Annotated in this window: 28 protein-coding genes; 12 read left to right on the top strand and 16 right to left on the bottom strand. The window is 60.3% G+C overall.

Going from position 1 to position 25,989, the window contains the following annotated elements:
- Positions 1-83 precede the first annotated feature (83 nt).
- The 5 genes from phnV to phnR all read right to left on the bottom strand — a co-directional run bounded on the left by phnV (position 84) and on the right by phnR (position 4,771).
- Entirely contained in the window at positions 84-881 is a 798-nt protein-coding gene (gene phnV / locus ACOI6Z_RS24105; RefSeq protein ID WP_032454408.1) for a 2-aminoethylphosphonate ABC transport system, membrane component PhnV, read from the bottom strand.
- Positions 882-883: 2 nt separating this feature from the next.
- On the bottom strand, positions 884-1,744 hold the full coding sequence (phnU, locus tag ACOI6Z_RS24100; protein ID WP_065813006.1) for a 2-aminoethylphosphonate ABC transporter permease subunit: 861 nt from the start codon (positions 1,742-1,744) through the stop codon (positions 884-886).
- Entirely contained in the window at positions 1,744-2,856 is a 1,113-nt protein-coding gene (gene phnT, locus ACOI6Z_RS24095; protein WP_032454410.1) for a 2-aminoethylphosphonate ABC transport system ATP-binding subunit PhnT, read from the bottom strand. The genes phnU and phnT overlap by 1 nt, the downstream gene beginning before the upstream one ends.
- A gap of 5 nt (positions 2,857-2,861) precedes the next feature.
- Entirely contained in the window at positions 2,862-3,875 is a 1,014-nt protein-coding gene (gene phnS, locus ACOI6Z_RS24090) for a 2-aminoethylphosphonate ABC transporter substrate-binding protein (RefSeq protein ID WP_023291429.1), read from the bottom strand.
- Positions 3,876-4,051: 176 nt separating this feature from the next.
- Positions 4,052-4,771, bottom strand: a complete 720-nt coding sequence (phnR, locus tag ACOI6Z_RS24085; RefSeq protein WP_023291430.1) for a phosphonate utilization transcriptional regulator PhnR — start codon at positions 4,769-4,771, stop codon at positions 4,052-4,054.
- 141 nt (positions 4,772-4,912) lie between these two features.
- Here phnR and phnW point away from each other — a divergent pair, with 141 nt between their 5' ends.
- Entirely contained in the window at positions 4,913-6,016 is a 1,104-nt protein-coding gene (gene phnW, locus ACOI6Z_RS24080; RefSeq protein WP_420687532.1) for a 2-aminoethylphosphonate--pyruvate transaminase, read from the top strand.
- 8 nt (positions 6,017-6,024) lie between these two features.
- A complete protein-coding gene (gene phnX, locus ACOI6Z_RS24075) occupies positions 6,025-6,834 on the top strand; it encodes a phosphonoacetaldehyde hydrolase (RefSeq protein ID WP_044525083.1) in 810 nt (269 codons plus the stop codon).
- On the opposite strand, the gene nepI is transcribed toward phnX, so the two are convergent.
- The gene (nepI, locus tag ACOI6Z_RS24070) at positions 6,831-8,024 is read right to left on the bottom strand and encodes a purine ribonucleoside efflux pump NepI (RefSeq protein WP_023291433.1); all 1,194 of its coding nucleotides are present in this window, start codon (positions 8,022-8,024) and stop codon (positions 6,831-6,833) included. The genes phnX and nepI overlap by 4 nt on opposite strands.
- Positions 8,025-8,235: 211 nt before the next feature.
- Here nepI and ACOI6Z_RS24065 point away from each other — a divergent pair, with 211 nt between their 5' ends.
- A complete protein-coding gene (locus tag ACOI6Z_RS24065) occupies positions 8,236-8,595 on the top strand; it encodes a type II toxin-antitoxin system RelE/ParE family toxin (protein WP_004173863.1) in 360 nt (119 codons plus the stop codon).
- The gene (locus tag ACOI6Z_RS24060; protein ID WP_044525085.1) at positions 8,579-8,902 is read left to right on the top strand and encodes a helix-turn-helix domain-containing protein; all 324 of its coding nucleotides are present in this window, start codon (positions 8,579-8,581) and stop codon (positions 8,900-8,902) included. Before ACOI6Z_RS24065 ends, ACOI6Z_RS24060 begins: the two co-directional genes overlap by 17 nt.
- 109 nt (positions 8,903-9,011) lie before the next feature.
- On the opposite strand, the gene ACOI6Z_RS24055 is transcribed toward ACOI6Z_RS24060, so the two are convergent.
- A complete protein-coding gene (locus ACOI6Z_RS24055; protein WP_048298590.1) occupies positions 9,012-9,536 on the bottom strand; it encodes a polyketide cyclase in 525 nt (174 codons plus the stop codon).
- Between the two features lie 102 nt (positions 9,537-9,638).
- Complete coding sequence (locus tag ACOI6Z_RS24050) at positions 9,639-10,091, bottom strand: DUF1198 family protein (RefSeq protein WP_048298591.1); 453 nt, start codon at positions 10,089-10,091, stop codon at positions 9,639-9,641.
- Positions 10,092-10,196: 105 nt separating this feature from the next.
- On the opposite strand from ACOI6Z_RS24050, the gene ACOI6Z_RS24045 reads away from it, so the two are divergent.
- A complete protein-coding gene (locus tag ACOI6Z_RS24045; RefSeq protein WP_065813008.1) occupies positions 10,197-11,102 on the top strand; it encodes a LysR family transcriptional regulator in 906 nt (301 codons plus the stop codon).
- Positions 11,103-11,150: 48 nt separating this feature from the next.
- On the opposite strand, the gene uhpT is transcribed toward ACOI6Z_RS24045, so the two are convergent.
- The 7 genes from uhpT to ivbL all read right to left on the bottom strand — a co-directional run bounded on the left by uhpT (position 11,151) and on the right by ivbL (position 18,421).
- A complete protein-coding gene (gene uhpT, locus ACOI6Z_RS24040) occupies positions 11,151-12,542 on the bottom strand; it encodes a hexose-6-phosphate:phosphate antiporter (protein ID WP_064155650.1) in 1,392 nt (463 codons plus the stop codon).
- 145 nt (positions 12,543-12,687) lie between these two features.
- Positions 12,688-14,016 (bottom strand): MFS transporter, encoded by a 1,329-nt coding sequence (locus tag ACOI6Z_RS24035; RefSeq protein WP_065813009.1) that lies wholly within the window; start codon positions 14,014-14,016, stop codon positions 12,688-12,690.
- A gap of 11 nt (positions 14,017-14,027) precedes the next feature.
- Positions 14,028-15,509: a signal transduction histidine-protein kinase/phosphatase UhpB gene (gene uhpB / locus ACOI6Z_RS24030; RefSeq protein WP_072199062.1), complete on the bottom strand. Its 1,482-nt coding sequence runs from the start codon at positions 15,507-15,509 to the stop codon at positions 14,028-14,030.
- Between the two features lie 17 nt (positions 15,510-15,526).
- A complete protein-coding gene (gene uhpA, locus ACOI6Z_RS24025; protein ID WP_049013464.1) occupies positions 15,527-16,120 on the bottom strand; it encodes a transcriptional regulator UhpA in 594 nt (197 codons plus the stop codon).
- 121 nt (positions 16,121-16,241) lie between these two features.
- Positions 16,242-16,529 carry an acetolactate synthase small subunit gene (gene ilvN / locus ACOI6Z_RS24020; protein WP_017899675.1) on the bottom strand — a complete coding sequence of 96 codons (288 nt, stop codon included), beginning with the start codon at positions 16,527-16,529 and terminating at the stop codon, positions 16,242-16,244.
- A 3-nt stretch (positions 16,530-16,532) separates the two neighbouring features.
- Positions 16,533-18,221 (bottom strand): acetolactate synthase large subunit, encoded by a 1,689-nt coding sequence (gene ilvB, locus ACOI6Z_RS24015; RefSeq protein ID WP_023291439.1) that lies wholly within the window; start codon positions 18,219-18,221, stop codon positions 16,533-16,535.
- 104 nt (positions 18,222-18,325) lie between these two features.
- A complete protein-coding gene (ivbL, locus tag ACOI6Z_RS24010) occupies positions 18,326-18,421 on the bottom strand; it encodes an ilvB operon leader peptide IvbL (protein ID WP_002923286.1) in 96 nt (31 codons plus the stop codon).
- 12 nt (positions 18,422-18,433) lie between these two features.
- Between ivbL and ACOI6Z_RS24005 the strand changes: the two genes are divergently transcribed.
- The 5 genes from ACOI6Z_RS24005 to emrD all read left to right on the top strand — a co-directional run bounded on the left by ACOI6Z_RS24005 (position 18,434) and on the right by emrD (position 21,968).
- The gene (locus ACOI6Z_RS24005; RefSeq protein ID WP_014343455.1) at positions 18,434-18,601 is read left to right on the top strand and encodes a hypothetical protein; all 168 of its coding nucleotides are present in this window, start codon (positions 18,434-18,436) and stop codon (positions 18,599-18,601) included.
- Positions 18,602-19,051: 450 nt separating this feature from the next.
- Positions 19,052-19,171, top strand: coding sequence for a type I toxin-antitoxin system toxin TisB (gene tisB / locus ACOI6Z_RS24000; protein ID WP_004145059.1), 120 nt, complete (start codon positions 19,052-19,054; stop codon positions 19,169-19,171).
- A 90-nt stretch (positions 19,172-19,261) separates the two neighbouring features.
- Positions 19,262-19,708, top strand: coding sequence for a GNAT family N-acetyltransferase (locus ACOI6Z_RS23995; protein WP_004202251.1), 447 nt, complete (start codon positions 19,262-19,264; stop codon positions 19,706-19,708).
- Positions 19,709-19,774: 66 nt separating this feature from the next.
- Positions 19,775-20,608, top strand: a complete 834-nt coding sequence (locus tag ACOI6Z_RS23990) for a DMT family transporter (protein ID WP_064155651.1) — start codon at positions 19,775-19,777, stop codon at positions 20,606-20,608.
- A 175-nt stretch (positions 20,609-20,783) separates the two neighbouring features.
- Positions 20,784-21,968, top strand: a complete 1,185-nt coding sequence (emrD, locus tag ACOI6Z_RS23985; RefSeq protein WP_023291441.1) for a multidrug efflux MFS transporter EmrD — start codon at positions 20,784-20,786, stop codon at positions 21,966-21,968.
- Positions 21,969-22,152: 184 nt separating this feature from the next.
- Here the strand turns inward: emrD and dsdC are convergent, their stop codons facing one another.
- Positions 22,153-23,076 carry a DNA-binding transcriptional regulator DsdC gene (dsdC, locus tag ACOI6Z_RS23980; RefSeq protein WP_044525088.1) on the bottom strand — a complete coding sequence of 308 codons (924 nt, stop codon included), beginning with the start codon at positions 23,074-23,076 and terminating at the stop codon, positions 22,153-22,155.
- 226 nt (positions 23,077-23,302) lie between these two features.
- On the opposite strand from dsdC, the gene dsdX reads away from it, so the two are divergent.
- Both dsdX and dsdA read left to right on the top strand, forming a co-directional pair.
- Positions 23,303-24,640, top strand: a complete 1,338-nt coding sequence (dsdX, locus tag ACOI6Z_RS23975) for a D-serine transporter DsdX (RefSeq protein ID WP_048335644.1) — start codon at positions 23,303-23,305, stop codon at positions 24,638-24,640.
- A gap of 17 nt (positions 24,641-24,657) precedes the next feature.
- Entirely contained in the window at positions 24,658-25,986 is a 1,329-nt protein-coding gene (dsdA, locus tag ACOI6Z_RS23970) for a D-serine ammonia-lyase (protein ID WP_065813011.1), read from the top strand.
- The last annotated feature ends 3 nt before the right edge of the window (positions 25,987-25,989 follow it).

Here is a 25,989-nt window from a genome sequence, read left to right as displayed (position 1 = left end):
TCCTGCGGGCTCCCCCTGTAGGCCCGGCAAGCGCAGCGCCGCCGGGCGGTCAGGCGCCAGCCCCGCATGACGACATCCACTCTTTATCTCTGACACAAACGACGGGCGATGCGCTCCAGCTTCATCATCAACAGCAGCGTGACGCCCACCAGCACGATGGTCAGCGCCGAGCCATCGGCGATATTACCGCGATCGGTCAGGCTGAAAATGGTCACCGGCAGGGTGGTCCAGCCCGGCGGATAGATCATCACCGTCGCTCCCAACTCCCCCATCGACAGCGATAAACTCAGCGCCAGCGCCGAGATCATCCATGGCGTCATCAGCGGCAGCGTCACATGGCGCAGGCGGTACCACGGGGAAGCGCCCAGGCTGGAGGCGACGTTTTCAATATCAGCGGAAATTCGCGCCAGCCCGGTGGTCACGTTGCTGAAGGTAAAGGCCGAGATCAGCACGAAATGCGCCGCCAGGACGATAAAGAAGGTGCCATTCATCTGCAGCGGCCCCTGGCTGAAGGCCACCAGAATGCCCAGTCCCACGGAAACCGAGGGGATGGCGCTGGGCAGATAAAACATCAACCCAAGATATTTCTGCAGCTTCGCGCCCGTCTGGCGTAGCGCCAGCGCCGCCCACATCCCGCACAGCAGCGCCAGCAGGCTGGCGCAGAAGCCCACCATCAGGCTGGAAAACAGCGAATCCCACGCCGCGCCGCGAAAAGCGTTAACAAAGTGGGCAAAGGTAAAGCCGGTGGGCAGCAGGCCGTTCCACTGCTGGCTCAGGCTGGAGAGCAAAATCACCGCCAGCGGCAGCAGGAAGATGCCGGCAAAGAGCGTCACCGCCAGCGCGCCCGCCGCCGCGCGGCCTTTACGCGACCAAATCAACATCGTTAACTCCTTACGCCCGTGCGCGCCGCCGCCAGCCGATAGAGCATAAACAGCCCCAGCGACAGCAGAATATTCATCAGCGCGATCATGCAGGCCACGCTGTAATCCGACTCCAGAATCGCCTTGCTGTAGACCATCATCGGCAGGGTATTGACCCCTTTGGCGCCGATAAACAGCACGATACCGAACTCGTTAGTGGTCAACAGCAGGCACAGGCTGCCCCCCGCCATCAGCGCCGGCAGCGCCGCCGGGAAGATAACCTGGGTCATCACCCGCAGCGGGTGAGCGCCAAGAATACTCGCCGCTTCCAGCTGACTCTTATCGATCTGCCGCAGTCCGGCCATCAACGGGCGCATCACCAGCGGCGTAAAGACGGTGATCTCCGCCAGGATCACGCCGTTAATCGAATAGAGGAAGTCCACCGGCGGCAGTTCAAAGGCGAACAGCGCCATCAGGGCGCCATTGAGCAGCCCCGCCGAGCCGTAAATAAAGGTGAACGCAAGAGTGATAAGGAAGGTCGGCAGCGCAATAAAAGTATCGATCACCCGGCAAATCAGCTGGCTGCCGGGGAACGGAATAAAAACCAGAATCAGCGCCAAAACGCTGCCGAGCACCAGGCAGCCAAGGGTAGCGAACACCGCAATCTGTAAGGTAGTGAGCAGCGCGCCAATAAAGCGTTTTGAGTCAATCACCTGCCAGAAGGTTTCGAGGCTCAGGTTGCCGCTGGCGTCGCGCAGCGCCTGTTCGGCGATCAGTAACAGCGGATAGAAAAACAGCGTCGCCAGCACCAATAGCGGCAACGCCAGCCACAGGTAAGGGCGCAGGTTTCGCGCCGGGCGCGTAAGGATTAAGGTTTGCGCCATCATTGCTCCTCGATCAGAACCGCATCGCCAGGTTCGAAGTAGAGCGCCAGCTTGTCGCCCGCGCGCGGCAGGGGGTTGACGTGAGTCATGACGATCCGCACCGCTTCGCCCGCGACGTCGCACAGCAGATGCGTCAGATCGCCCTGCCAGTGTACCGAAGTCAGTGTGGCGTTGAGGCGATTACTGGTTGCCGATCGCGGCGCCAGGCTCATATGCTGCGGGCGAATGCATAACAGCTTGTTGTTGCCATGCAGCCCGCCCCGGCTGAAGGCGTTAACCAGGCCGCCGCCGCAGCTCACGTTAACCAGACCCGGCTGAAGACTATCGGTCAGCGCCGTCGCCTGCAGGATATTGGCGCGGCCGAGGAATTCGGCGCTAAAGCGGTTCGGCGGATAGTGGTACAGCTCGTGCGTTTCGCCATGGGCGATCAGCGACCCGTCTTTCATAATGCCGATTTTATCCGCCAGAGTGAGCGCTTCGGTCTGATCGTGGGTGACGTAGAGGATGGTCAGCTCCGGCAGTTCGCGGTGCAGACGGGCAATCTCTTCCACCATGTTATGACGAATTTGCGCATCCAGCGCCGACAGCGGTTCATCAAGCAACAACACCCGAGGACGCACGGCAATGGCGCGGGCTATCGCGACGCGCTGCTGCTGGCCGCCGGAAAGCTGATGCGGATAGCGGGTGGCGTAGTCCGCCATACCAACGATTTTTAAGGCTTCAGTCACCCGCCCGGCGATCAGCGCCCTGGGCTGCTTTTGCGCCCGCAGGCCGAAGGCGACGTTGTCTTCCACCTTCATATGGGGAAACAGCGCGTAGTTCTGCACCACCATCGCCAGCCCGCGCTGGTAAGGCGGCAGGTGGGTGACGTCCGTGTCGCCGATCAGGATCCGCCCGCCAGCCGGTTGCACAAATCCGGCAATCGCCCGCAGCACGGTGGTTTTCCCGGAACCGGAAGGGCCAATCAGCGCCAGCACCTCACCGGGTTCAATGGTCAATGACAGCGGTTTTAAGACCACGTTGCCGTGGTAGGAAACGCGCAGCGAGTCCAGGGTGATCCCGGAAGTCCCCGCCAGCGACGGGGAAGGCGTGACGGTCGTTTTCATTAATATCAGGCTTACTCGCTATCGGTCACTTTATGCCAGCGGGCGATATCCGCCGAGAGAGAAAGCGCAACGTCGTCCCAGTTGGGTTCCCAGCGCTTCACGCCGTCGAGCGCCGCCTGCGCCGCCTTAAAGTTAGCGTCATCCGGCGCCACGTCGTTGCGTACCGGTAAGCCCCAGGAGCGCGCGCTGACGCTGGATTGCGCCGGTTTATCCAGCAGGAAATTAATCAGCTTTTTGCCGTTTTCGCTGTTCGGCCCGTTCTGCACCAGCCCGATGGTGTAGGGCAGCGCCAGCGCGCTGCGCTCGCCGTTATCATCCGCCGGCCAGAAAATTTTAACGTTCGGGTTACGCGCCATCTGCGACAGGTTCATCTGCAGATCGCCGTTGGCGACGTACAGCTCGCCTTTGTTGACCAGCGCCGTCAGCTTGCCGGTGGAGGCCGATGGGCCGACGTTATTGGCCTGGAGCTTGCCAAGATAGGCAAAGCCAGCGTCTTTGCCGCCAAGGCTGTGGAAGGCCTGCAGCATCACCGCGGTGCCGTCCCCCGCCTGGCCCGGCGTGGAGTACTGCAGCTTATTCTTAAAGCGGCTATCCAGCAGATCCTGCCAGCTGGCCGGCGCGGTTTTCAGCAACTGACCGTTATAGATGAAGGTCAGATAGTTGTTCACCAGCGGCGAATAGCGGTCGTTGGCGCCAGGGATCTGCGCGCTGCCCTGTGGAGTAAAGGTGGCCAGCAGCTGCTCTTTCGCGGCGCGCTGGATAAACGGCGGCACCGTGACCAGTACGTCGGCCTGCGGATTGGTGCGCTCCTTCGCCAGACGCTCGACAATCGCGCCGGAGCCGCCTTCCACATACTGCACTTTGATGCCCGTCGCTTTGGTGAAGGCGTCGAACTGGCTCTGATACCAGCTGTTATCGCCGTCATGCAGGCCGTCGGCGGAGTAAACCGTGACGACGCCGTCCGCCCAAACCGGGGAGCTGGTCAGCGCGAACAGGGACAGCAGGGCAAGTCGGGAGAGTTTCATCGTGTTAGCCTCATCGCAGTTAGTTATTCTGGTGTAGACCAGATTTGCCTTCACGCTACCGGGGGTTTATGACAAAACGATGAAAGAAGTGTGTCGAAAGAGTTAAAACGAGGGGAGGCATAGCCCCGGTTAACGCTGACGCCACCGGGGACACGGGAAGGATTAATGCAATAAAATCAATGGGTATCGACTTCGATCCGTAGGCTGTCATGCCGCCAGTATTCGATATCGTAATCAAGAATACGCCCGTGCTGATCGTAATTCAGCCTGCGCAGCAGCAGCGCCGGGCGCCCCTCCATCACCCCCAACGCCGCTGCGGCCTGCGGCGGCATGGAGGTGGGATAAAACGACAAATGCATACTGGTATAGATCAGGTCGTACTGGCTCTGATAAATCTCGGTCAGACTGCCGTTGAGATCGTGGCGCAGCAGCTCCGGCACCCGGGCCGGCAGGCAGTGGTTTTCGCAATAGCACACCGGACGCCCGTCGGCATAGCGCAGGCGGGTCAGCAGGTAGACCTGATCGAAGGGCTGCAGCGCCAGCGGCGCCATCACATCCAGCGGCACGGCGGATAACCGGCCATCAAGCAGCACCGTTTTCGGCTCACGTCCCTGCTCGAGACACAGCTTGTGGAAGTTGGTGTTCTGCGTCGGATCCAGCCACAGCCGCTCCGGCGTCACAAACCAGCCGCGGCGGTCGGCGCGGTAGATCACGCCGCTGGCCTCCAGCTGCGCCAGGCTCTCGCGCACGGTGATACGGGTCGTGTTGAACAACGCGCACAGCTCGCGCTCGGAAGGCAATTTATCGCCGCTTTTGAGGGCGCCGTTTTGAATACGCGCCTGCAGCTGCGCCTTAATCATCAGGTATTGCGGCATCTCGCCAGAGGGTGATTTCATGTTTACTCGCAGCCACTTTTGGTGCGCTCATTATACATAGCCAGATGAATTTTTTGTTGCAGCGCCACATTTCCTTTGACCCTGCCCCGGCTTTGTCTCCATGATAAACACCAATCTGGTATAGACCAAATGGTGAGACAAATGACTTCTCGGAACTACCTGCTGCTGACCCCCGGCCCGCTAACCACCTCCCGCACGGTAAAAGAGGCGATGTTATTCGATAGCTGCACCTGGGATGATGATTACAATCTCGGCGTGGTACAGACCATTCGTCAGCAGCTGGTGCAGCTGGCCACCCCGGCCGCCGGGTATACGGCGGTGCTGCTGCAGGGCAGCGGCAGCTACGCGGTCGAAGCGGTGCTCGGCAGCGTCATCGGCGAACAGGGCAAAGTGCTGATCGTCAGCAATGGCGCCTATGGCGCGCGCATGATTGAGATGGCGCAGCGGATGGGTATCGCCTTCCACCCTTACGACTGCGGCGAAGTCGCCCGCCCGGACGCCGCGGCGATCGCGCGGATCCTGCAGGATGACCCGGCGATCACCCATATCGCGATGGTGCATAGCGAAACCACCACCGGGATGCTCAACCCGATTGAAGAGGTGGCCGCGCTGGCGAAAGAGTATGGCAAACGCTATATCGTCGATGCGATGAGCAGCTTCGGCGGCATTCCGCTGGATATCGCCGCGCTGAATATTGACTACCTGATAAGCTCTGCCAACAAGTGCATTCAGGGCGTGCCGGGCTTCGCCTTCGTCATCGCCCGCGAATCGGAGCTGGCCGCCTGCAAAGGCCGCTCGCGCTCGCTGTCGCTGGATCTTTACGCCCAGTGGCGCTGTATGGAGGATAACCACGGCAAGTGGCGCTTCACCTCGCCGACCCATACCGTGCTGGCCTTCGCCCAGGCGCTGAAAGAGCTGGCCCAGGAGGGCGGCGTCAGCGCCCGCCATCAGCGCTATACCCGCAATCAGCGCCGACTGGTAGCCGGAATGCGCGCGCTCGGCTTCCGGCCGCTGCTCGACGACAGCCTGCACTCGCCGATCATTACCGCCTTTTATTCACCGGATGCGCCGCAGTATCGCTTTTACACCTTCTACCAGAAGCTGAAAGATCAGGGCTTCGTGATCTATCCGGGCAAAGTGTCGCAAAGCGATTGCTTCCGCATCGGCAACATCGGCGAAGTCTACGACGCCGACATCACCGCCCTGCTGGCGGCCATCGACAACGCCATGTACTGGAAACAATAGGAACCGCCATGAACCGTATCACCGCACTCATTCTCGACTGGGCCGGCACCACCGTGGACTTCGGCTCCTTCGCGCCGACGCAAATTTTCGTCGAGGCCTTCCGCCAGGCCTTCGATATTGAGATCACCCTTGAAGAGGCCCGCGTGCCGATGGGGCTTGGCAAATGGCAGCACATTGAGGCGCTGGGCAAACTGCCGTCGGTCGACAGCCGCTGGCAGGCGAAATTTGGCCGGGCGATGACAGCCGCTGATATCGATGCGATCTACGCCGCGTTTATGCCGCTGCAAATCGCTAAGGTTGTCGATTTTTCCGCTCCGATCGCCGGCGTGGTCGACACCCTCGCCGCGCTGCGCGCCGACGGACTGAAGATCGGCTCCTGCTCGGGCTATCCGCGCCCGGTGATGGAAAAACTGGTTCCAGCCGCCGCCGCCCAGGGCTATGCCCCGGACCACTGGGTCGCCACCGATGACCTTGCCGCCGGCGGGCGTCCCGGGCCGTGGATGGCGCTGCAGAACGTGATTGCCCTGGGCATAGACGATGTGGCCCACTGCGTGAAGGTCGACGACGCCGCGCCGGGCATCAGCGAAGGGTTACATGCCGGGATGTGGAGCGTCGGCCTGGCGGTGTCGGGAAATGAATTTGGCGCCACCTGGGAGGCGTATCAGGCGATGTCGAAAGAGGAAATCGCCACCCGTCGCGAGCGGGCGGCAGGCAAGCTGTATGCCGCCGGGGCGCATTATGTGGTTGATACCCTGGCGGATCTGCCGGGGGTGATTGCGGATATCAACGCCCGGCTGGCAAAAGGCGAGCGGCCTTAAGCGGGTGAATTCACCTTCACTTTGGTCGCCACCAGCAGGCCGGTAAACAGCATCAATACCCCTGACAACACCAGCGGCGACAGCAGGCCTAAATGGTCAAGCGCAATGCCGCCGACCGCGGCGCCGCAGGTGTTGGCCAGCTGGATCACCGCCACCTGAATCGACCCGGCTTTTTCCGCCTGATCGGAGAGGGAACGGGTGATCCACGTTGACCACCCCACCGGGATGAGCGCGAACGCGAAGCCCCAGATGATCGCCACCGTCGAGGCGACGATTTTGCTTTCCCCCCACAGCACCAGCGCCGCCGCGCAGGCGGTCAGCACCAGCGGCGCAATCGCCAGCGCCGCTTTCACCGAGCGCTTGAGCAGCACCGAGGAGAGCGACGTGCCGATGAAGCTGGCGATACCAAAGCTCAGTAGCACCAGCGTCAGGCCATCGACATCAAACCCGGCGAGGGTCATGTACACCGGGCGAATATAGGTAAAGAAGGCGAACTGTCCGGCAAAAGCCATGAAAATGGCGCACATGCCGGCCATCACCCCCGGCCGCTTCAGCAGGCCAAACATTTTTTGCTGCTGAGCCGCCGATTCACCCGGCAGCGACGGCAGCGCTTTCAGCACCCAGATCGTACACAGCACGCCCATCACCGCCGCGCCGTTAAACACGTTGCGCCAGCCGATAAGCCCGCCAAGAAAACTGCCCAACGGGGCGGCGATCACCAGCGCGATGGATACCGCGCCGAAGATAATCGACAGCGCTTTCGGCACCACGCGCATCGGCACCAGACGCATGGTCAGCGAGGCTGACATCGCCCAGAAACCGCCGAGCGCCAGCCCCAGACAGGCGCGTCCCAGCAGCAGCAGGGTGAAGCTATCGGCAAAGGACACCAACAGGCAGGAAAGGGTCAGCAGCAGCGAAAAGAGGATCACCACGTAGCGGCGATCGGTTTTGCCAATAACGGAGGTGATAAACAGGCTGGAAAACATCGCGACGAACGCCGTCGTCGTCACCGACTGCCCGGCCATCCCTTCGGAGATGCCTAAATCCAGCGCCATCGGCGTCAGCAGACTGACCGGTAGAAATTCGACGGTAATCAGGCAGGCGACGCAGAAAGCAACCGCGAAAACTGCCGACCAGTTTGGTCGCGCGAGCTCGCGTGCGTGGGTTTTGGCTTCATTTGAATGACTCATGAGTGACCTGCGAAGAAAGTGGCGGAAAGCTGCGCAGTGTAACATTTTGTTTGTGACGCATTTAACGTTTTCGCAACTCTTCTCGCTTTTCATAAGAGGATGCGTAGCTGCTCGCATGTTTAAAAAAACGATGCTTGCTATCGCCTTAACAAATCTCAGGAGAATTTAATGTAGCACTATGTGCTATACTTTTAACGACAGGATGTCAGCAATGCGCATCTTTAAAACCAAATGGTTCGCCAGAGAGGCTAGCTCTCATGGCATTTCCGACGACGAGCTCTATCAGGCAATTCAATCTGCGCTTCAGGGCAAAGTGGTTGATTTAGGAGGAGGGGTTTATAAAAAGCGACTCAACAAGAATCGCGATCGCGCAATCATCCTTACCAAAAGCGCAGGGTATTGGTTTTATACCTTTCTATATGCCAAACAGGATATGGCCAATATCAACCATCGCGAGTTAATGGGTTTTCGTGAGTTAGCAAAACACTATGCCAATCTCTCTGAAGAGAAAACGACGGTCTTAGTTAAAAGTAAAGAACTGGTGGAGATTTGCGATGACAGCAAAAAATAAATACAAAAGCCCGGCTTTCGAAGCGATCCATAGCGCTGCGTCGGGGCTATTCAGCGTTGGCGCAATCCCACAGGAAACAATGCGCCATTTTGATGAATCATGTCTCGGTAGCGTAGCCGCACTTCAACCCATTGAAATTAAAGCGCTACGTGAACAACTCAATGTTAGCCAACCCGTGTTCGCTCGTTATCTGAATACCAGTGTGTCTACCGTGCAAAAATGGGAGACTGGCGCTAAACGACCGAGCGGAACGTCATTAAAATTGCTTAGCGTCGTACAAAAACACGGCCTGAAAATCCTACTGTAGTTATTCTGCCGGATGGCGCTTACGCTTATCCGGCCTACAAGGAACACAAGGGAGACAAAGGCTTGAATCACAGGCCGGATAAGGCGCAGCCGCCATCCGGCACTCGGATTTACTCGCCGCGAGCCGATTTCACCAGCCCGCAGATCCACTCCTGGTGGCCGTTAATCATCGGATTGGGCAAGGTACGCGCCAGCTCCTGCGCCGGAACGCCCTTTTGCGACTCCTGGGTGAGGATACGCACGCGCCCGCCGGGCAAATCTTCAAACAACCACGCGTGGATCACATCAAGCCGCGTTGTTGCATCCCCTTCCGCCCAGCCGTGCCAGGCTACGCGCGCCGCCTGTCCGGCTACGGGAGGAACGTATTCGGTAATCTGCGCCTCAATCGGGAAGCCGAAGGTGCTGAAGCTGAAGCGGGCGTTGGCGCTGAGGGTCGGGCCGCTGCCGTCATGGAAATGGATATCGGCAACGTTGCTGTAATAGCCCGGCCACAGCGTGGTGTCATCGAGCTGTGCCCAAATCTCGGCCGCCGTCAGGCCGCTGACGATAATTTCATTGGAGGCAAAGTTGTCGGTCGTACCCGGCAGATACTCTTCCGGCCAGACAATGGCGCTTTGCTGTAGAGACTGTTTCATGTTTCACCTCGTGAACGATTGATATAACGAGGTTAATCATGCGCCGGGCAGTGATATAAAGCGAATCACCATCTTTGATGACCATCATAAGCAAGGGTGATATCAGTGCAGCCAGTGCACGCCCTCTTCCGGCAGGAACAGCGCATTATAGCGTTGCTGCAGGTGATACAGATCACTGACATCCGGGTCCAGTTCGCGCAGAAACCCTTGCGCCAGACGGATCTGCGCATCGGTAATCGGCGCCGCTAAACGCGCTTTTTGCATCAGGCGATACCAGTCATGCAGGTTTTTTTCGCTGGCGTCAACGATAGCGGTCTGCCAGATGAGCAGCACCTGGGCGGCATTCTGCAGATGCGCTTCATTTGGTCGCTCGAGGTAGCGCAAATACTCATGACCGGCGGTTTTGCCCAGCTGATCGATCATCGATTCCACCGGAACAGGCGTCATGCCCAGGCGTTCGCTCAGACGACGAATCGCGCGACGTGAATCAGAGGTAAGCACCCGAAATCCCACAACAAATACCACTACCAGGGTGGCCAGTCCTATCCAGATCATGCGTCCTCTCATCCAATCGCAGCCTCACTATCATAATGGGAATTTGCCTGCTGTCGACTGCGGGGCATGCCATAATGTGATTTATCGCGTTTGCGGATGGCTATCATGAAATCTGATATCAGAAACCTCGATCTTAACCTGCTTAAAACGCTGGATGCTCTCCTTGATGAACGTAGCGTCACCCGGGCGGCGGCGCGGCTATCACTCACCCAGCCGGCGGTCAGCGGCATGCTCACCCGCCTGCGGGAGGCCTTCAATGACCCGCTTTTTATTCGCGCTCCGCACGGCATGGTGCCGACGCTGCGCGCTCAGGCGCTGTCAGATCCGGTAAAGCAACTACTGACTGATGCCGAAGCCCTGCTGCAACCCGTGGTTTTCGATCCGCTGGAAGCTGATTTCATCTGGACCATCGCCGCGACCGACTACGCGCTGAAAGCAGTAATCGTGCCGTTTATCGCCGTATTAAAGCCGCTGGCGCCGGGTATCCGCGTACGCATTATTCCCGAATCTCCGGCCACGCTGCTGGCGCAATCTGAACGCGGCGAAGTGGATATTGCGCTGTTAACACCCCACGATACGCCGCCGGAGCTGCACAGCCGGGCGCTGTATCAGGAAGAGTATGTCTGTCTGCTGCGCGAAGACCATCCGCAGGCCAACCAGCCGCTAACGCTCGACCGCTTCTGTGCGCTGGAACATGTGCTGGTTTCATGGCAGGGCGACAGCTTTCGCGGCGTGACCGACGACGCGCTGGCGGCACTGGGTCGGACCCGGCGAGTAGGATTGTCGGTCAGCAGTTTCCTGGTGTTGCCGGAAGTGCTGGCGGTGAGTGACATGATTGCCGTCGTACCTCGCAGGCTGGCGAAAATGGCCAGCGGCATGAAAATCTCTGCTCCGCCGTTGGCGATCCCCGGGTTTACCAAAAGTATGGCCTGGCACGAACGCAATCATCGCGATCCGGCTCAACAGTGGCTGCGGGAGCTGCTGCTACAAACCAGCCAGCAGGAACGATAAAAAAAGCCCGGCGCGAAGGCCGGGCAAGGTTACCCAATACCTGGTGAATCAGGCGGCCTGCAAAATGCGATTCTTTTTCTCGCGGCGAATTTTACGCTCTTCGAAGATAGCCACGATGGCCATCAGGCAGATACAACCGATGGCGGCGGCGTCCAGCGCCGCAAAGGTGCCGGCCCAGCCGGTGAGACCGAAGACCGGCGTGCCGTCGGCGATCATCCCGAGGCCCAGCTTGGCGAAGCTATCGCCGATCAGATAGGCGAAAGTACCCTTGATCCCATCGGCGGCGCCGATCGCTTTTTTCGGTACGAAACCGACGGCGGCGACGCCGATCAGCAGCTGCGGACCAAACACCAGGAAGCCCAGCGCAAACAGCGAGGCCAGATAGACGTACTGATTGCTGGCATGTTGATAAACGCCGAGGGTGGCGATAATCAGCGCCAGCGCAATGCAGGCCACCAGCGCGCGGCGGCCATTGGCCAGGTCCGACAGCCAGCCCCACAGCAGCGTGCCAACCAGGGCGCCGACTTCAAACAGGGTAAAGCCCTGAATCGCCACCTCTTTAGACAGCTTCAGCTCCTGGAAGGCATACACGGTGGACCACTGATCGATACCAATACGCACCACGTAGAGGAAGATGTTGGAGAAGCACAGCAGCCAGATCACTTTGTTTTTCAGCACGTACTCAACAAAGATCTGCCACTTGGTCATCGCGTTTTCTTCGGTCTCTTTATCCTCTTCGCTGATCGCTTCGCCAAACAGCTCTTCCGCCGTGCCGAGGCCATAGGATTCCGGGGAGTCGCTACCATAGCGCAGGCCAATAAAGCCGACGATTAACGCAATAATCGACGGGAAGATAAACATGCCGATCACGTGGCCGTCGAACAGATAGTTGGCGCCAAACAGCGCCACGCCCGCCGCGCCGGCGCCGCCGAGGTTGTGAGAGATATTCCAGAAGCCGAGGAAGGTGCCGCGCTTACGGCGAGGCGTCCACTTGGTGATGGTGGAATAACTGCACGAGCCGCCGGTGCTCTGGAAGAAGCCGCTCAGCGCATAGAAGGCGATCATCAGGAACAGGCTGGTGGAACCCGCGCCCATGCTGGCGCTAAAGCCCAGCATGCAGATGGCGGAGAGGATCAGCATAAACGGCAGGAACTGCTTGGTGTTTTTGCCATCGGCATAGTAGGAAACCAGGGTTTTCCCTACGCCGTAGGTAATGGAGAAGCCCAGGCCAATCATCCCCAGCTGCGTCATGCTCAACCCGTAAGTGGAGATCATGTCGTTCTGCGCAATATTAAAGTTCTTGCGAATCAGATACATGGTCAGGTAGCCGATGAAGACCACCAGATAGGACTGCATGAAAGGTTTGAACCACATTTTGCGCCGCACGTCGAGCGGCAGATCCAGGGTCGGCTTACGAACCTGATTCAGAAAGGCCAGCATGGGTATCTCCTGAGCTGATTTTTTATGCCTGCGTCATAGCCAGGCATTGTAAAAATCAGCGCGCCGTCTGGCCTGAGACGGCGTCCAGGTGAAACCGGGAAAATTTCCTAGTTTTGCCCCATTCGCGGCGAAAGAGTGAGATGCATCACGCTTCACTGGCGGCGCGCGGCGCCTGGGCGTTTAAGAACGGCAGCAGCAGCAGCGCGGAAATGCCGGCGGCAATCGCGATCGCCACGAAGAATCCGGTCCAGTGCCAGATATCCATTACCTGCGCCAGCGGCCAGCCGGAAAGCGACGCGCCAAGATACGCGAACAGGCCGACAAACCCGGTGGCCGCCCCGGCGGCCTCTTTATGCGAACACTCCGCCGCCGCCATGCCGATCAGCATCTGCGGGCCGAAGACGAAGAAACCGGTGGTGAAGAAGCAGGCCGCCTGCATCACGTAGCTGGCGAACGGCATCAGCCACAGGCCGCCAACCGACAGCAAGATTCCGGCGGCGAAGATCAGGTTCATCGGCCCGCGATTGCCGTTAAACAGCTTATCCGAGCCCCACCCCGCCACCAGCGCGCCGATAAATCCGCCCAGCTCGAACATGGTCACCGCCGAGTTAGCGGTCACCAGATCGACGCCAAGCGTCTCCGACATATACAGATTGCCCCAGTCGTTAATCGCCGCCCGCACCACGTACACCAGCACATAGCACAGCGACAGCAGCCAGATATAGGGGTTGGCCAGCACGTAGCGGGTGAGGATCTCTTTACGCGTCAGTCCGGCGCCCTCCTGCTGCTGGGCAATCTCCAGCGCATCGTGACGCCAGTCGCCGACGGCGGGCAGCCCCACCGCCTGCGGACGATCCCGCAGCCGCCAGCACAGGTATAATCCGGCGAGGAGCGCCAGGCCCCCGGCGATGATCATCCCCGCGCGCCAGCCGTAATGTAGCGCCGCCGCCCCCACTACCATCGGGATCAGCGCGCCGCCAACGTTATGCGCCGTATTCCACAGCGCCCACCAGCCGCCGCGCTCGGTGCGTGAATACCAGGCCGTCAGCAGCCGGGCGCAGACCGGCGAGCCCCACCCCTGGAAGAAGGCGTTCAGCGCCCACAGCAGGGCGAAGGCCCACAGTGAGGAAGAAAAACCGAACAGAATATTCACCACCCCGGTGGCGATAAGCCCCAGCCCCATAAAATAGCGGGCGTCGGAGCGGTCGCTGACGATACCGGAGAAAAATTTCGACAGTCCGTAGGTGATGTAGAACAGCGTGGCCAGCAGACCGATATCGCTGCGGGTCAGCACGTTGCTGGCGAGAATATCAGGAACCGCGGCGTTAAAGCTTTTGCGGGTGAAATAGAACAGCGCGTAGCCCAGCCAGATGGTCAACAGGATATGGCGACGCCAGTAGCGATAACGCGCATCAAGCTCGCGTTTATCGCTAATCGGCGCGGCGTCCGGCGGGGCTTTTAAAAAGGCGAACATCGGCGATCCTCTCAGGCGTAACGCAGCGGTAGATTGACGCACACCCGGGTACCGTGGGTGCAGGAGATCGTCAGCGTGCCCCCCAGGGCGGTCACGCGCTCGCGCATGCCGGTCAGACCGAACCCCTGCGCGCTGGAGCCCGGCGGCAGGCCGCAGCCGTCATCTTCCAGCACCAGCATCAGTCGCTCCTCCTGCTGCCAGCCCTGCAGGGTCACAGCGCTGGCGCTGGCATGCTTGACGATATTGTTCAGTCCCTCCTGGCAGACGCGGAACAGGGTCACGCGCTGGTTTTCACTCAGCCCCGCCTCGTTAATCCGCCAGTCGAGATGACTGACGATGCCGCGGTCCTCCAGCTCCATTTCGCGCATCAGAGAACGTACCGCCTGCTCCAGCGGCAGGTCGTCAAGCTGGCGCGGACGAAGACGGCCCAGCAGGCGACGCACCGAGTCATACACCCCCAGCGACAGGTGTTCAATCAGTTGGCCGCTCTGGCGAACGCTGGCGTTGTCCGGCGCCAGCCGCTGGACGATCCCCGCCTGGGTGCGTATTGCCGTGATGGTCTGCCCGATATCATCGTGGAGCTCGCGGGCAACGTCGCGGCGCACGCTCTCTTCAGTCTCCAGCAGACGATCAGCCAGCCGCCGATTGCGCGCCAGCTCGCTCTGTAGCGACTGGTTCAGCTCGCGCAATCGCTGGATCCCCGCCCCCAGCAGCAGCCCGGTGAGGCTTTGCGCCAGCAGCGAAAGCAGGAGATCGACGGGGTGATCGTGCCAGGTCTGGCTGGCAATCAGGGCGATCGCGTTCATCAGCGTAGCGATCAGCGCTCCCTGCCAGCCGTAGTGCCAGGCCAGAGCGATAATCGGCAGCGCGAGGCAAAACGGGGTAAAGCGGGAGAGCTCGGCGGGCAGCCCAAGCTGCAGCCACAGGCTTATGGTGAATAACAGCAGATACCAGATCAGATGCCGCCCGCGCCAGTTTACCGGCTGCGCCACCAGCGACGGCCCCAGCGGCCGCCAGACGGTGCTGGTGAGGTAGTGCCAGAACACCAGACAGGTCGGCGCCAGGGTCAGGCCGCCGGTGAGCGTCAACAGCAGGGCGTTAAGCCCCTCGTCCCCCTCAGCCAGCCAGGGCAGCGATTGCAGCAGCGCGGCGGCCATTAACGCCCCGCCCTGACGCAGAAGCGTCAGCCAGTCGCGCTGCTGGCGATATCGCGAGATCAGCGCCACCGGCAGAAGGGTCAGCAGGCTTCCGGTCATCAATATTATCGGATGCGCCAGCGCCACTTCCTGCGTCAGCCAGAAGATCAGCAGCCACTCGCTTCCCAGCAGCACCGGCCAGTAGCCGCGCGGGCACTGGAGCATCAGCCCCAGCCGCAGGCCGAAGGGGAACAGCAGCACCGCCAGATCGGCGCGCTCCACCAGATGCAGGCTGATGCTCCACAGACAAAACCAGGCGGCGGCGAAGATAAAGGCGCAGCCGATCACCGACAGCAGGCGCGGGAGTAAGGTCTTCATTGCCAGCTGTCAAACATGCGGCGCGCCAGCTCGACGTCATTGCTGACGCCCAGTTTTTCCAGCAGGTTGGCGCGGTGAACGTGGACGGTTTTCGGCGACAGCCCGAGCTCAGCGGCGATCTCTTTTACCGCCATGCCCTGCGCCAGCTTTTCCGCCACCTGACGTTCGCGTTTGGTGAGCGGATCCTGGCGCCCGGCGGCCAGCTTCATGGCGATATCCGGCGTGAGATAGCAGCCCCCCGCCGCCACCGTGCGCACCGCGGCGATAAGTTCGTCCGGGCTGCAGCGTTTCGACAGAAAGCCGCGCGCGCCGGCGTTGAGCGCCTGCTCGACCAGCGCCGGGCTGTCGTGCACCGACAGCATGATGGTCGCCATCCCCTTCGGCAGCTGGCTGAGCAGCTCCAGCCCGGAAATATCCGGCATCGAGATATCGCAGATACAGATCTGAACGCCGCGCCCCGGCAACCCCGCCAGCGCCTCGCGGCCGCTGCCAAATTCGGCGACAACCTGAAAATCAGTTTCCAGCCCCAGCAGCTGAGCAAAGCCGGAGCGGACAATCAAATGATCGTCAATAAGGGCGATGGTGGTCATGATAGGGTCCTGGTGCCTGAGGCGACAAAGCGCTGTGTCCGTAGGCCGGATAAGCGCAGCGCCATCCGGCAAAGGCGCTTACCTTAGCGGTAAGCGCCTAGCTGTTCAAGCCTTGCGCGATTTACTCGAAGAACACCGCAATTTTGTTAAACATGGTGGGATCGGACTGGTTCCGCGCCACTTTGGTGACATCTTCCAGCTTTTCAATCTGGCTAATCATCTGCCCGAGACGCTGATCGTCGTTCACCAGCAGCCAGATGCGGCTGTGTTCGCTGCCCTGAATCGGTAGACAGAGAATACCTTCGACGTTAAACGCGCGGCGGGCAAAAAGCCCGCAGACGTGGGTCATGACGCCGGGGTGGTTGCGGACGGTGAGCTCCAGGATGACGTTATCACAGTGTTTTTGCATGGCTTATTCCCCCACCATTTCAGTATTAGCCGCACCCGGCGGTACCATCGGATACACTTTCTGCTGCGCGTCGATGCGCACGTGGATCAGCGCCGGCCCCGGACGGTCGATGATCGCCTGCAGCGCCGCCTGCGGATCGGCTTCGTTATTTAAATCACAGGTTTGCAGGCCAAAACCGGCGGCAATCTGCATAAAGTTAATCATTCCCGGATAAGTGGCGGCAAAAACCCCCTGCTGATAGAACAGGCTCTGCTGCTGATGCACCAGCCCCAGCGCTTCGTTGTTCAGCAGGATAATTTTTACATCCAGCTGATTTTCAGCGGCGGTGGCCATCTCCTGAATATTCATCATCAGGCTGCCGTCGCCGGAGAAGCAGATAACCTTGCGCTGCGGATTCGCCAGCGCCGCGCCGATCGCCGCCGGCAGGCCGAAGCCCATGGTGCCAAGACCGCCGGAGGTCAGCCACTGGCGCGGACGGTTGAGCGGGTAGGCCTGCGCCGTCCACATCTGGTGCTGGCCTACGTCGGTGGTGATGATCGCTTCATCATCCACGCAGGCGGCCACGGCGTTAATCAGGCCATAATGGGAGAGCGGGTCGCTTTCCTGCGGGATGGCGCAGGGGAATTCGCGCTGCAAGTCGGCCACCAGCTGGCGCCACTCCTCGCGCGGCTGTGCCTCAACCTGCGGGTTCAGCTGGGCTAAGACTTCCGCCACATCGCCCTGAATCGCCACGTGCGGTTGCTTAATTTTGCCCAGCTCGGCGCGGTCGATATCGACGTGGATAATCTTCGCGTTCGGGCAGAACTGCTCGGTCTTGCCAATCGCCCGGTCATCAAAACGCGCGCCTAAAACAATCAGTAAATCCGCTTCCTGCAGAATGAAGTTGGTGCTGCGCGCGCCATGCATGCCCAGCATCCCCAGCGACAGCGGGTGCGCCTTCGGCAGCATGCCCAGCGCCATCAGGGTCATGGTGGTCGGCAGGTTGGCTTTTTCCGCCAGCTCACGGATCTCCTGCGGCGCGTTAATCACCCCGCCGCCCAGATAGAGCACCGGACGCTTCGCCGCGTTGATCATCGCCGCCGCTTCGCGCACGCTTTCGGGGGCGAATGCCGGCGCTGCGGCGCGCTCGCCCGGCTCCGGCAGCGTTTCCAGCTCAATGGTCGCCGACTGTACATCCTTAGGAATGTCTATCCACACCGGCCCGGGACGCCCGGACTGAGCAATACGGAAGGCGTCGCTGATCACCTGCGGCAGCTCGGCGATGTCGCGCACCAGATAGTTATGTTTGGTGATGGGGATAGAGATGCCGTAGGTGTCCACTTCCTGGAAGGCGTCGGTGCCGATCATCGATGCCGGCACCTGGCCGGTGATGCAGACCAGCGGAATCGAATCCAGGCGGGCATCGGCGATCGCCGTCACCAGGTTCGTCGCCCCCGGGCCGCTGCAGGCCATACAGACCGCCGGTTTGCCTTCGGTACGCGCCATCCCCTGGGCGATAAAGCCCGCGCCCTGCTCGTGGCGCGCCAGGATGTGGCGGATCTGCGTGCTCTGGCTTAAGGCATCGTAGATAGGCAGGATGGAGCCGCCCGGAATGCCGCTAACCATAGTGATACCCTGGCGTTCCAGTAAATGAACAACCAGCTGCGCGCCGGTAAAGCGCATTGTGTTTGATGTGGTGCCCGAACTTGCCATGCTCCAGTCCTTTTCTTCTGGGCCGACTTTACCGGGGGGCTCGCCAACAAAAAACCCCGCTCGGTTTGCGCCGGCGGGGTTTGGAATTCGTGTTGTTCCGGACCCTACGGCGCATTGCCGACGACGACCACCACAGACACGACGACCACCGCGGCTGGCGCGGTTTTTAGTAGGGTCGAAGCGATCAGGGTTGCGTTCATTAGGGACCTGTTGTGTCGAAAAATAAGCTGAATTTATACAAACACAGGTTTTACGTTTTCACAATGGATTTATTTTCATCCACGAAAATTTGCGCGAAAGATCACAGTTCGGCGCAAAAGGGCAGAAAACAAAAAACCCCGCCGGAGCGAGGTTTTTATCAGCATGGTTACAGGTGGTAGCCGCAAGCACACTGTATTACGTCAACGCCAAAAGTATACGCGATCGCTGCAGTTCGCGCAATTTAAGGTCGGTTTTTCTCTGTCATAGAGTATGGGATAGCGCGGCGGATTTGTCCAAAAAATACTGTTCATCCATACAGTATTTATCTATACTGGGTGTGTTCATGGTGTGCCATTCGGGGGCCGCAAGTTTGACCGGCGCAACGAAGTCCTGGCTGAAACGGGTGGTGCCGTCAGTGCCTTAACCCCGAGAGAGCACACTGTGTTACGTCAACAACGTGCAGTCACTGGCCCGCGCGGCAACGCGTGGTTCAGCGCTGCGCACCCCTGTCGTTGCAGGCGGCGGGCCGGGAAGCCGTCCACGGAAGGAGCCACCACAGGCCAGGGCGACGCCGCCGGCGACAGGCAGGGATAAGCTGACAACGGGCAGCGGAAAGGTACGTCAGCTTATTGTGCTCCTTAACCACAGGAGACGCGCGTATGGGCGGAATGGATATTATTATTTTAATCCTGAAACTCATGGTTGCTGTGTTGCAACTACTTGATGCAGTCCTGAAACAGTTCCGCTGATTCAGGTTCAAGTCGCACCTGAGGGGGGCGGGAAACCGCCCCCCTGCAGGCGCCCGCCGGGCGTCCCGGGATGACTTGATGGAGGAAGCTATGCCACCCCTGTTAATTGCCGCCACGACGCCGGATGCCCCGGGGTTCGCGGCGCTGCGCACCGAAAGCCTTGAACAGCATTTCAATATGCTGCGCCGCCTGGCGGAAAACTGGCAGAGCGGCAAAAACCGCTTTACCGCGCCGGGCGAAACGCTGCTGGGCGCCTTCGTGAATCACCAGCTGGTTGGGGTATGCGGCATCAATAGCGATCCCTTCAGCCCCCAGCCGCGGGCCGGGCGTATTCGCCACCTCTACATCAGCGAGCGCTACCGCCGCCGGGGGATCGGCCAGCAGCTGCTGGTCTCGGTTATCACCCACTCCAGCGCCTGGTTCGATTTTCTCAACACCCACGCTCCGGCGCAGGCCTGGCCCTTTTATGAAAGACTTGGCTTTCGCCCGGTGTACGATGAACCGCGGGTGACGCATCGCCTGTTTTGTTCGCTGTAGCCCCGCTGGCTGGCAGCGCGGGCGCGTGTTACAGTCCGGTGACCTTCACTGTTGAACCTGTCTGCGATGACCCTCACCGTATTCTGCATTTTGCTGTTCGCCGCCCTGCTGCACGCCAGCTGGAACGCTATTGTCAAAGCCAGCGGCGATAAAATGTACGCGGCGATCGGCGTCAGCGGCTCGGCCGCGATGCTCGCCCTGGTGATGCTGCCTTTTGCCCCGCAGCCCACGCTGGCCAGCGCCCCCTATCTGCTGGCGTCGTGCGCGTTACAGGTGGTGTATACGGTGCTGGTGGCGAAGACCTATCAGGTGTCGGATATGAGCCAGACCTATCCGCTGATGCGGGGGACTGCCCCGTTGCTGGTGGCGGCGATAAGCGTGCTGTTTCTCGGCGATCGTTTGTCGCCGCTGGCCTGGCTGGGCATCGGCGTCATCTGCCTGGCCATTCTGGCGATGGCCTTTAACGGCCGCGCCAGCTCCCGCAAAGGCATCGTGCTGGCGCTGATCAACGCCTGCTTTATCGCCGGCTATACGCTGGTGGATGGCACCGGCGTCCGGCTGGCGGGCTCGGCGCTGGGCTACACCCTGTGGACCTTTTTTATGAACGGCTTCTGCCTGCTAAGTTGGGCAATGATGACCCGCCGCGCTGAAGCCAGCCGCTATCTGCGCCTGCACTGGCGAAAAGGTATCCTCGGCGGGATCGGCACCATGGGCTCCTACGGCCTGGCGCTGTGGGCGATGACCCAGGCGCCGCTGGCGGTGGTCGCCGCGCTGCGTGAAACCTCCATTTTGTTCGGCGCGCTGATCGCGTTTATCGTCCTGAAAGAGCAACTGATGCCGCTGCGCATCGTCGCCGCCTGCGGGATTGCCGCCGGGGCGATCCTCCTGCGCCTCGCGTAGCCTGAAATGGCAACATTAGTTGCCGTTCCTGTTTACATAATCTGCCTGGAATTCCCTCAACAATCGGCACTTTTCAGTTGTTATGTCATTTTTATATGGTAGATTCCTCCATCGTTTACGGGGTGTGCCAGTCACATATTCTTAATTTTTATTTACTCACAAAGTATTCATCGACATGAAACGGCATAAAAACTTCAATTTGTTGTTGATGCTGGTACTGCTGGTGGCCGTCGGCCAGATGGCGCAGACCATCTATATTCCGGCCATCGCCGACATGGCGGTCGCGCTGAACGTCCGCGAAGGGGCGGTACAAAGCGTAATGGCGGCCTACCTGCTGACCTACGGTATTTCACAGCTGTTTTACGGCCCGCTCTCCGACCGCGTGGGTCGCCGCCCGGTGATCCTCGTCGGGATGTCGATTTTTATGCTGGCGACGCTGGTAGCCATTACCACCCATAGCCTGCCGGTGCTGATCGCCGCCAGCGCCATGCAGGGGATGGGCACCGGCGTCGGCGGCGTGATGGCGCGCACCCTGCCCCGCGATCTGTACGAAGGCGCCCAGCTGCGTCATGCCAATAGCCTGTTAAATATGGGCATTCTGGTCAGCCCGCTGATTGCCCCGCTGCTCGGCGGCATCCTCGACACCCTGTGGAACTGGCGCGCCTGTTACGCCTTCCTGCTGGTGCTGTGCGCGGGGGTGACCTTTAGCATGGCGAAATGGATGCCGGAAACGCGCCCGGAGGGCGCGCCGCGCACCAAACTTCTGGCCAGCTACAAAACGCTGTTCGGCACCGGCGCCTTTAACTGTTACCTGCTCATGCTGATCGGCGGCCTGGCGGGAATTGCGGTATTCGAAGCCTGTTCCGGCGTACTGATGGGCGCGGTGCTCGGCCTGAGCAGCATGGCGGTGAGTATTCTGTTTATTCTGCCGATCCCGGCCGCCTTCTTCGGCGCCTGGTTTGCCGGCCGGCCGAACAAGCGTTTCCCGACCCTGATGTGGCAATCGGTTATCTGCTGCCTGCTCGCGGGTCTGATGATGTGGATCCCGGGGCTGCTGGGCGTTATGACCGTCTGGACCCTGCTGGTGCCGGCGGCGCTGTTCTTCTTTGGCGCTGGCATGCTGTTCCCGCTGGCCACCAGCGGCGCGATGGAGCCATTCCCGTTCCTCGCCGGTACCGCCGGGGCGCTGGTTGGCGGCTTGCAGAATATCGGTTCCGGCGTGCTGGCATGGCTGTCAGCAATGATGCCGCAAACCGGTCAGGGCAGTCTCGGGCTGCTGATGATGCTGATGGGCCTGTTGATTCTGCTGTGCTGGCTGCCGCTGGCCTCGCGCTTTACCCATCATCAGCAGCCGGTATAAGCGCGGCGGCCGCTCCCCGGATAGCGGCTGACGCCTTACCCGGCCTACCGTTCTGTCGTCTGTAGGCCCGCGCAAGCGCAGCGCCGCCGGGCGGTTATCAGGCGCCGTACCGTTATGTTGCCGGGTGGCGGCTGACGCCTTACCCGGCCTGTCCAACATCATTGAGGGGTAGCCCGGCTCATTTTCAGGTCAGACTATGCAGCCACTCGATAAAGGCGTCGATTTTCGGCCACTGACGACCCGGCAGGGTGGTCACATAGTAGTGCTGGTGGCATTTCAGCGTCATATCGCCAAACGGGGCGATCAACTCCCCGCTCTCCAGCCGCTTCTGCACCAGCCGCTTACGCCCCATTGCCACCCCGAGGTGGTTCATCGCCGCGATCGCCGCTAAATCGGAACGATCGAAGCCAATGCCCGATGATGGCGGCAGGTCCACCGCAAACTGCTGCGCCCAGCTATACCACTCATCGGTGCCGGAATCGTTGCTCCATGCCTGGCGGTCGTGGAGCAAGGTACAGTGGCGCAGATTGCCCGGATTCGACATTAACTGCCGCTGGTGCGCGTAATTCGGCGTACATACCGGCACGATCGCCTCATCCATCAGAAAATGGTGGCTCAGCTGCGACGACGGCGCATCATCAAAATAGATCGCCAGATCGATGCCCGTCCGCTGCAGGTTAACGTTCTCGTTGCCGGTCAGCACGGTGAGGGAGATGGCCGGGTAACGACGGGTAAAGTCTCCCAGAGCCGGCACCAGCCAGCACTGGGCGATAGAGGGCCGCGAGTAGACCGTCAGACTGCCGGAGAGCTCCTGGTTTTTGATGTCGAGGATCTCCTGATTGAGGCCATCCAGCGACGACTTCAGCGCCCAGTAGACCCGCTTACCTTCACGCGTCAGCTCAACTTTGCGATGCGAGCGGACAAAGAGCAGGATCCCCAGCTCCGCTTCCAGCTGATTAATCCGGTGGCTGACGGCGCCAGGCGTGAGCGCCAGCTCGTCGGCGGCCAGGGCAAACGACTCGTGCCGCGCCGCCACTTCAAAGGTCGACAGCCTGGAGAGCTGCCAGCCGTTCAGCAGCCGGGTACCTATGTTTTTTAGCACATCCATCACGCGCTCCTGGCTAATACAGTGGCTGTTGATGATAAAAAAATCACGCCGGTTTTGCCGCTAAAGGGTGAATTAATTTGACCCACAGCATGTTGAATGGTCTGTTTTTGAGCCAAATCACCCATTTGATTCAATTCTCCTCACCTTAAAGCCCATTTATATCGTTTGTCAGCCCATGAGGTTTCTCGCTTCAATAAGGCCAGATTATTCACAGGCGAGGTGGAATATGGGTTCGCAAGTCTGGGTTGTGAGCACGCTGCTGATCAGCATCGTGTTAATCGTCTTAACGATCGTCAAACTGAAGTTTCATCCTTTTCTGGCGCTGCTGCTGGCGAGCTTTTTCGTCGGCGCGATGATGGGAATGGGCCCGCTGGAGATGGTCAACGCCATTGAGAGCGGGATCGGCGGCACGCTGGGCTTCCTGGCGGCGGTGATCGGCCTCGGCACCATTCTCGGCAAGATGATGGAGGTCTCCGGCGCGGCGGAGCGCATCGGCCTGACGCTGCAGCGCTGCCGCTGGCTGTCGGCGGACGTGATTATGGTGCTGGTCGGCCTGATCTGCGGCATCACGCTGTTTGTCGAAGTCGGCGTGGTCCTGCTGATCCCGCTGGCCTTCTCCATCGCCAAAAAAACCAACACCTCGCTGCTGAAGCTGGCTATTCCGCTGTGTACCGCGCTGATGGCGGTGCACTGCGTGGTCCCTCCGCATCCGGCGGCCCTGTTTGTCGCTAACAAACTGGGCGCCGATATTGGCACAGTGATTGTCTATGGCCTGCTGGTCGGTCTGATCGCCTCGCTGGTTGGCGGCCCGCTGTTTCTCCGAGCGTTAGGCAACCGCCTGCCGTACAAACCGGTCCCGGCCGAATTTGCCAATCTTGAGGTCCGCGAGGCGTCGACGCTGCCGTCGCTCGGCGCCACGCTGTTTACCGTACTGCTGCCGATTGGCCTGATGCTGGTGAAAACCGTCGCCGAACTGAACATGGCGAAAGGCGGCACGCTGTATACGGTGCTGGAATTTATCGGCAACCCCATCACCGCGATGTTTATCGCCGTCTTTGTCGCGTATTACATGCTCGGCATTCGTCGGCAAATGGGGATGGGCGTCCTGCTAACCCATACTGAAAATGGCTTTGGGTCGATCGCCAACATCCTGCTGATTATCGGCGCAGGCGGCGCGTTCAACGCGATCTTAAAATCCAGCGGCCTGGCCGATAGCCTGGCGGTGATCCTGTCGAACCTCGATATGCACCCGATTCTGCTGGCCTGGCTGGTGGCGCTTATCCTGCACGCCGCCGTCGGCTCCGCCACCGTGGCGATGATGGGCGCCACCGCCATCGTCGCGCCGATGCTGCCGCTCTATCCCGGCGTCAGCCCGGAGATCATCGCTATTGCTATCGGTTCCGGCGCCATTGGCTGCACGATCGTCACCGATTCCCTCTTCTGGCTGGTCAAACAGTACTGCGGCGCAAGCCTCAGTGAAACGTTCAAGTACTACACGACGGCGACTTTTATCGCGTCGCTACTTGCACTGGCCGCCACCTTCCTGCTTTCTTTCATTATCTGAGCGCAAAGAGACGTATGATGAAACACGCTGAATTGACTACCTTGACCGCGACCTTCCCGCTTGTGCAGGATCTGATCGCCCTGAAAGAAACCACCTGGTTTAACCCCGCCACCACCCCCCTGGCGGAAGGATTGCCTTACGTCGGTCTGACCGCCGACGACGTGCAGGACGCCCATGCCCGCCTTCAGCGCTTCGCGCCCTATCTGGCGGAAGCCTTCCCGGAAACGGCCATCAGCGGTGGGATCATCGAATCGGAAGTGGTCGCCATTCCGGCAATGAAGCACCGCCTCGAGCAAAAATTCGGCCAGCCGATTGGCGGCGAACTGCTGCTGAAAAAAGACAGCCATCTGCCGATCTCCGGCTCGATCAAAGCGCGCGGCGGCATTTATGAAGTGCTGACCCATGCGGAAAAGCTGGCGCTCGAGGCCGGGCTGCTGACTACCGCAGATGATTATCGCAAATTGCTGACGCCGGAGTTTAAACAGTTCTTCCGCCAGTACAGCATCGCCGTCGGCTCAACCGGCAACCTCGGGATGTCGATCGGCATCATGAGCGCCCGCATCGGCTTTAAGGTTACCGTGCATATGTCCGCGGACGCCCGGGCGTGGAAAAAGGCCAAACTGCGCAGCCACGGCGTGACGGTGGTGGAGTATGACGAGGACTACGGCGTGGCGGTCGAACAGGGACGCAAGGCGGCGGAATCCGACCCGAACTGTTTTTTCATCGACGATGAAAATTCGCGCACGCTGTTCCTCGGCTATGCCGTGGCCGGCGAGCGCCTGAAGGCGCAGTTCGCCAAAGCCGGACGGGTGGTCGATGCCGACCATCCGCTGTTCGTCTACCTGCCGTGCGGCGTCGGCGGCGGCCCCGGCGGCGTGGCGTTTGGCCTCAAGCTGGCCTTTGGCGACCACGTTCACTGCCTGTTCGCCGAACCGACCCACTCTCCCTGCATGCTGCTCGGCGTCTACACCGGGCTTCATGACCAGATAGCGGTGCAGGATTTAGGCATTGATAACCTGACCGCCGCCGACGGTCTGGCGGTCGGCCGGGCGTCCGGCTTCGTTGGCCGGGCAATGGAGCGCCTGCTCGACGGGTTCTATACCCTTGATGACCAGACGATGTATGACATGTTGGGCTGGCTGGCGACAGCGGAAAATATCCGCCTTGAGCCCTCTGCGCTGGCCGGGATGGCCGGGCCGCAGCGCGTCTGCGCCAGCAAAGCGTACCATCAGCTGCAGGGGCTGAGTGAGCAACAGCTGCAGCAGGCGACCCACCTGGTGTGGGCCACCGGCGGCGGAATGGTGCCGGAAGAGGAGATGGCGCAGTATCTGGCGAAGGGGCGCTAATCT

Origin of the sequence: Klebsiella sp. C239 (assembly GCF_048822715.1) — a bacterium.
GTDB classification, from domain to species: Bacteria; Pseudomonadota; Gammaproteobacteria; order Enterobacterales; family Enterobacteriaceae; genus Klebsiella; species Klebsiella quasipneumoniae.
The sequence above is the reverse complement of the archived record's forward strand: the minus strand, read 5'-3'. Positions and strand labels throughout refer to the sequence as shown.

Coding starts and splice junctions, on each gene's coding strand:
- uhpA (WP_049013464.1), bottom strand. CDS start 16,120: ATGACCACCATCGCCCTTATTGACGATCATTTGATTGTCCGCTCCGGC.
- ACOI6Z_RS24050 (WP_048298591.1), bottom strand. CDS start 10,091: ATGATCTGGATAGGACTGGCCACCCTGGTAGTGGTATTTGTTGTGGGA.
- phnX (WP_044525083.1), top strand. CDS start 6,025: ATGAACCGTATCACCGCACTCATTCTCGACTGGGCCGGCACCACCGTG.
- phnU (WP_065813006.1), bottom strand. CDS start 1,744: ATGGCGCAAACCTTAATCCTTACGCGCCCGGCGCGAAACCTGCGCCCT.
- phnS (WP_023291429.1), bottom strand. CDS start 3,875: ATGAAACTCTCCCGACTTGCCCTGCTGTCCCTGTTCGCGCTGACCAGC.
- ACOI6Z_RS24055 (WP_048298590.1), bottom strand. CDS start 9,536: ATGAAACAGTCTCTACAGCAAAGCGCCATTGTCTGGCCGGAAGAGTAT.
- phnW (WP_420687532.1), top strand. CDS start 4,913: ATGACTTCTCGGAACTACCTGCTGCTGACCCCCGGCCCGCTAACCACC.
- ACOI6Z_RS23990 (WP_064155651.1), top strand. CDS start 19,775: ATGACCCTCACCGTATTCTGCATTTTGCTGTTCGCCGCCCTGCTGCAC.
- uhpT (WP_064155650.1), bottom strand. CDS start 12,542: ATGCTGGCCTTTCTGAATCAGGTTCGTAAGCCGACCCTGGATCTGCCG.
- ACOI6Z_RS24045 (WP_065813008.1), top strand. CDS start 10,197: ATGAAATCTGATATCAGAAACCTCGATCTTAACCTGCTTAAAACGCTG.
- ACOI6Z_RS24060 (WP_044525085.1), top strand. CDS start 8,579: ATGACAGCAAAAAATAAATACAAAAGCCCGGCTTTCGAAGCGATCCAT.
- phnV (WP_032454408.1), bottom strand. CDS start 881: ATGTTGATTTGGTCGCGTAAAGGCCGCGCGGCGGCGGGCGCGCTGGCG.
- ilvB (WP_023291439.1), bottom strand. CDS start 18,221: ATGGCAAGTTCGGGCACCACATCAAACACAATGCGCTTTACCGGCGCG.
- ivbL (WP_002923286.1), bottom strand. CDS start 18,421: ATGAACGCAACCCTGATCGCTTCGACCCTACTAAAAACCGCGCCAGCC.
- dsdX (WP_048335644.1), top strand. CDS start 23,303: ATGGGTTCGCAAGTCTGGGTTGTGAGCACGCTGCTGATCAGCATCGTG.
- ACOI6Z_RS24065 (WP_004173863.1), top strand. CDS start 8,236: ATGCGCATCTTTAAAACCAAATGGTTCGCCAGAGAGGCTAGCTCTCAT.
- ilvN (WP_017899675.1), bottom strand. CDS start 16,529: ATGCAAAAACACTGTGATAACGTCATCCTGGAGCTCACCGTCCGCAAC.
- dsdA (WP_065813011.1), top strand. CDS start 24,658: ATGAAACACGCTGAATTGACTACCTTGACCGCGACCTTCCCGCTTGTG.
- ACOI6Z_RS24035 (WP_065813009.1), bottom strand. CDS start 14,016: ATGTTCGCCTTTTTAAAAGCCCCGCCGGACGCCGCGCCGATTAGCGAT.
- nepI (WP_023291433.1), bottom strand. CDS start 8,024: ATGAGTCATTCAAATGAAGCCAAAACCCACGCACGCGAGCTCGCGCGA.
- phnR (WP_023291430.1), bottom strand. CDS start 4,771: ATGAAATCACCCTCTGGCGAGATGCCGCAATACCTGATGATTAAGGCG.
- emrD (WP_023291441.1), top strand. CDS start 20,784: ATGAAACGGCATAAAAACTTCAATTTGTTGTTGATGCTGGTACTGCTG.
- ACOI6Z_RS23995 (WP_004202251.1), top strand. CDS start 19,262: ATGCCACCCCTGTTAATTGCCGCCACGACGCCGGATGCCCCGGGGTTC.
- dsdC (WP_044525088.1), bottom strand. CDS start 23,076: ATGGATGTGCTAAAAAACATAGGTACCCGGCTGCTGAACGGCTGGCAG.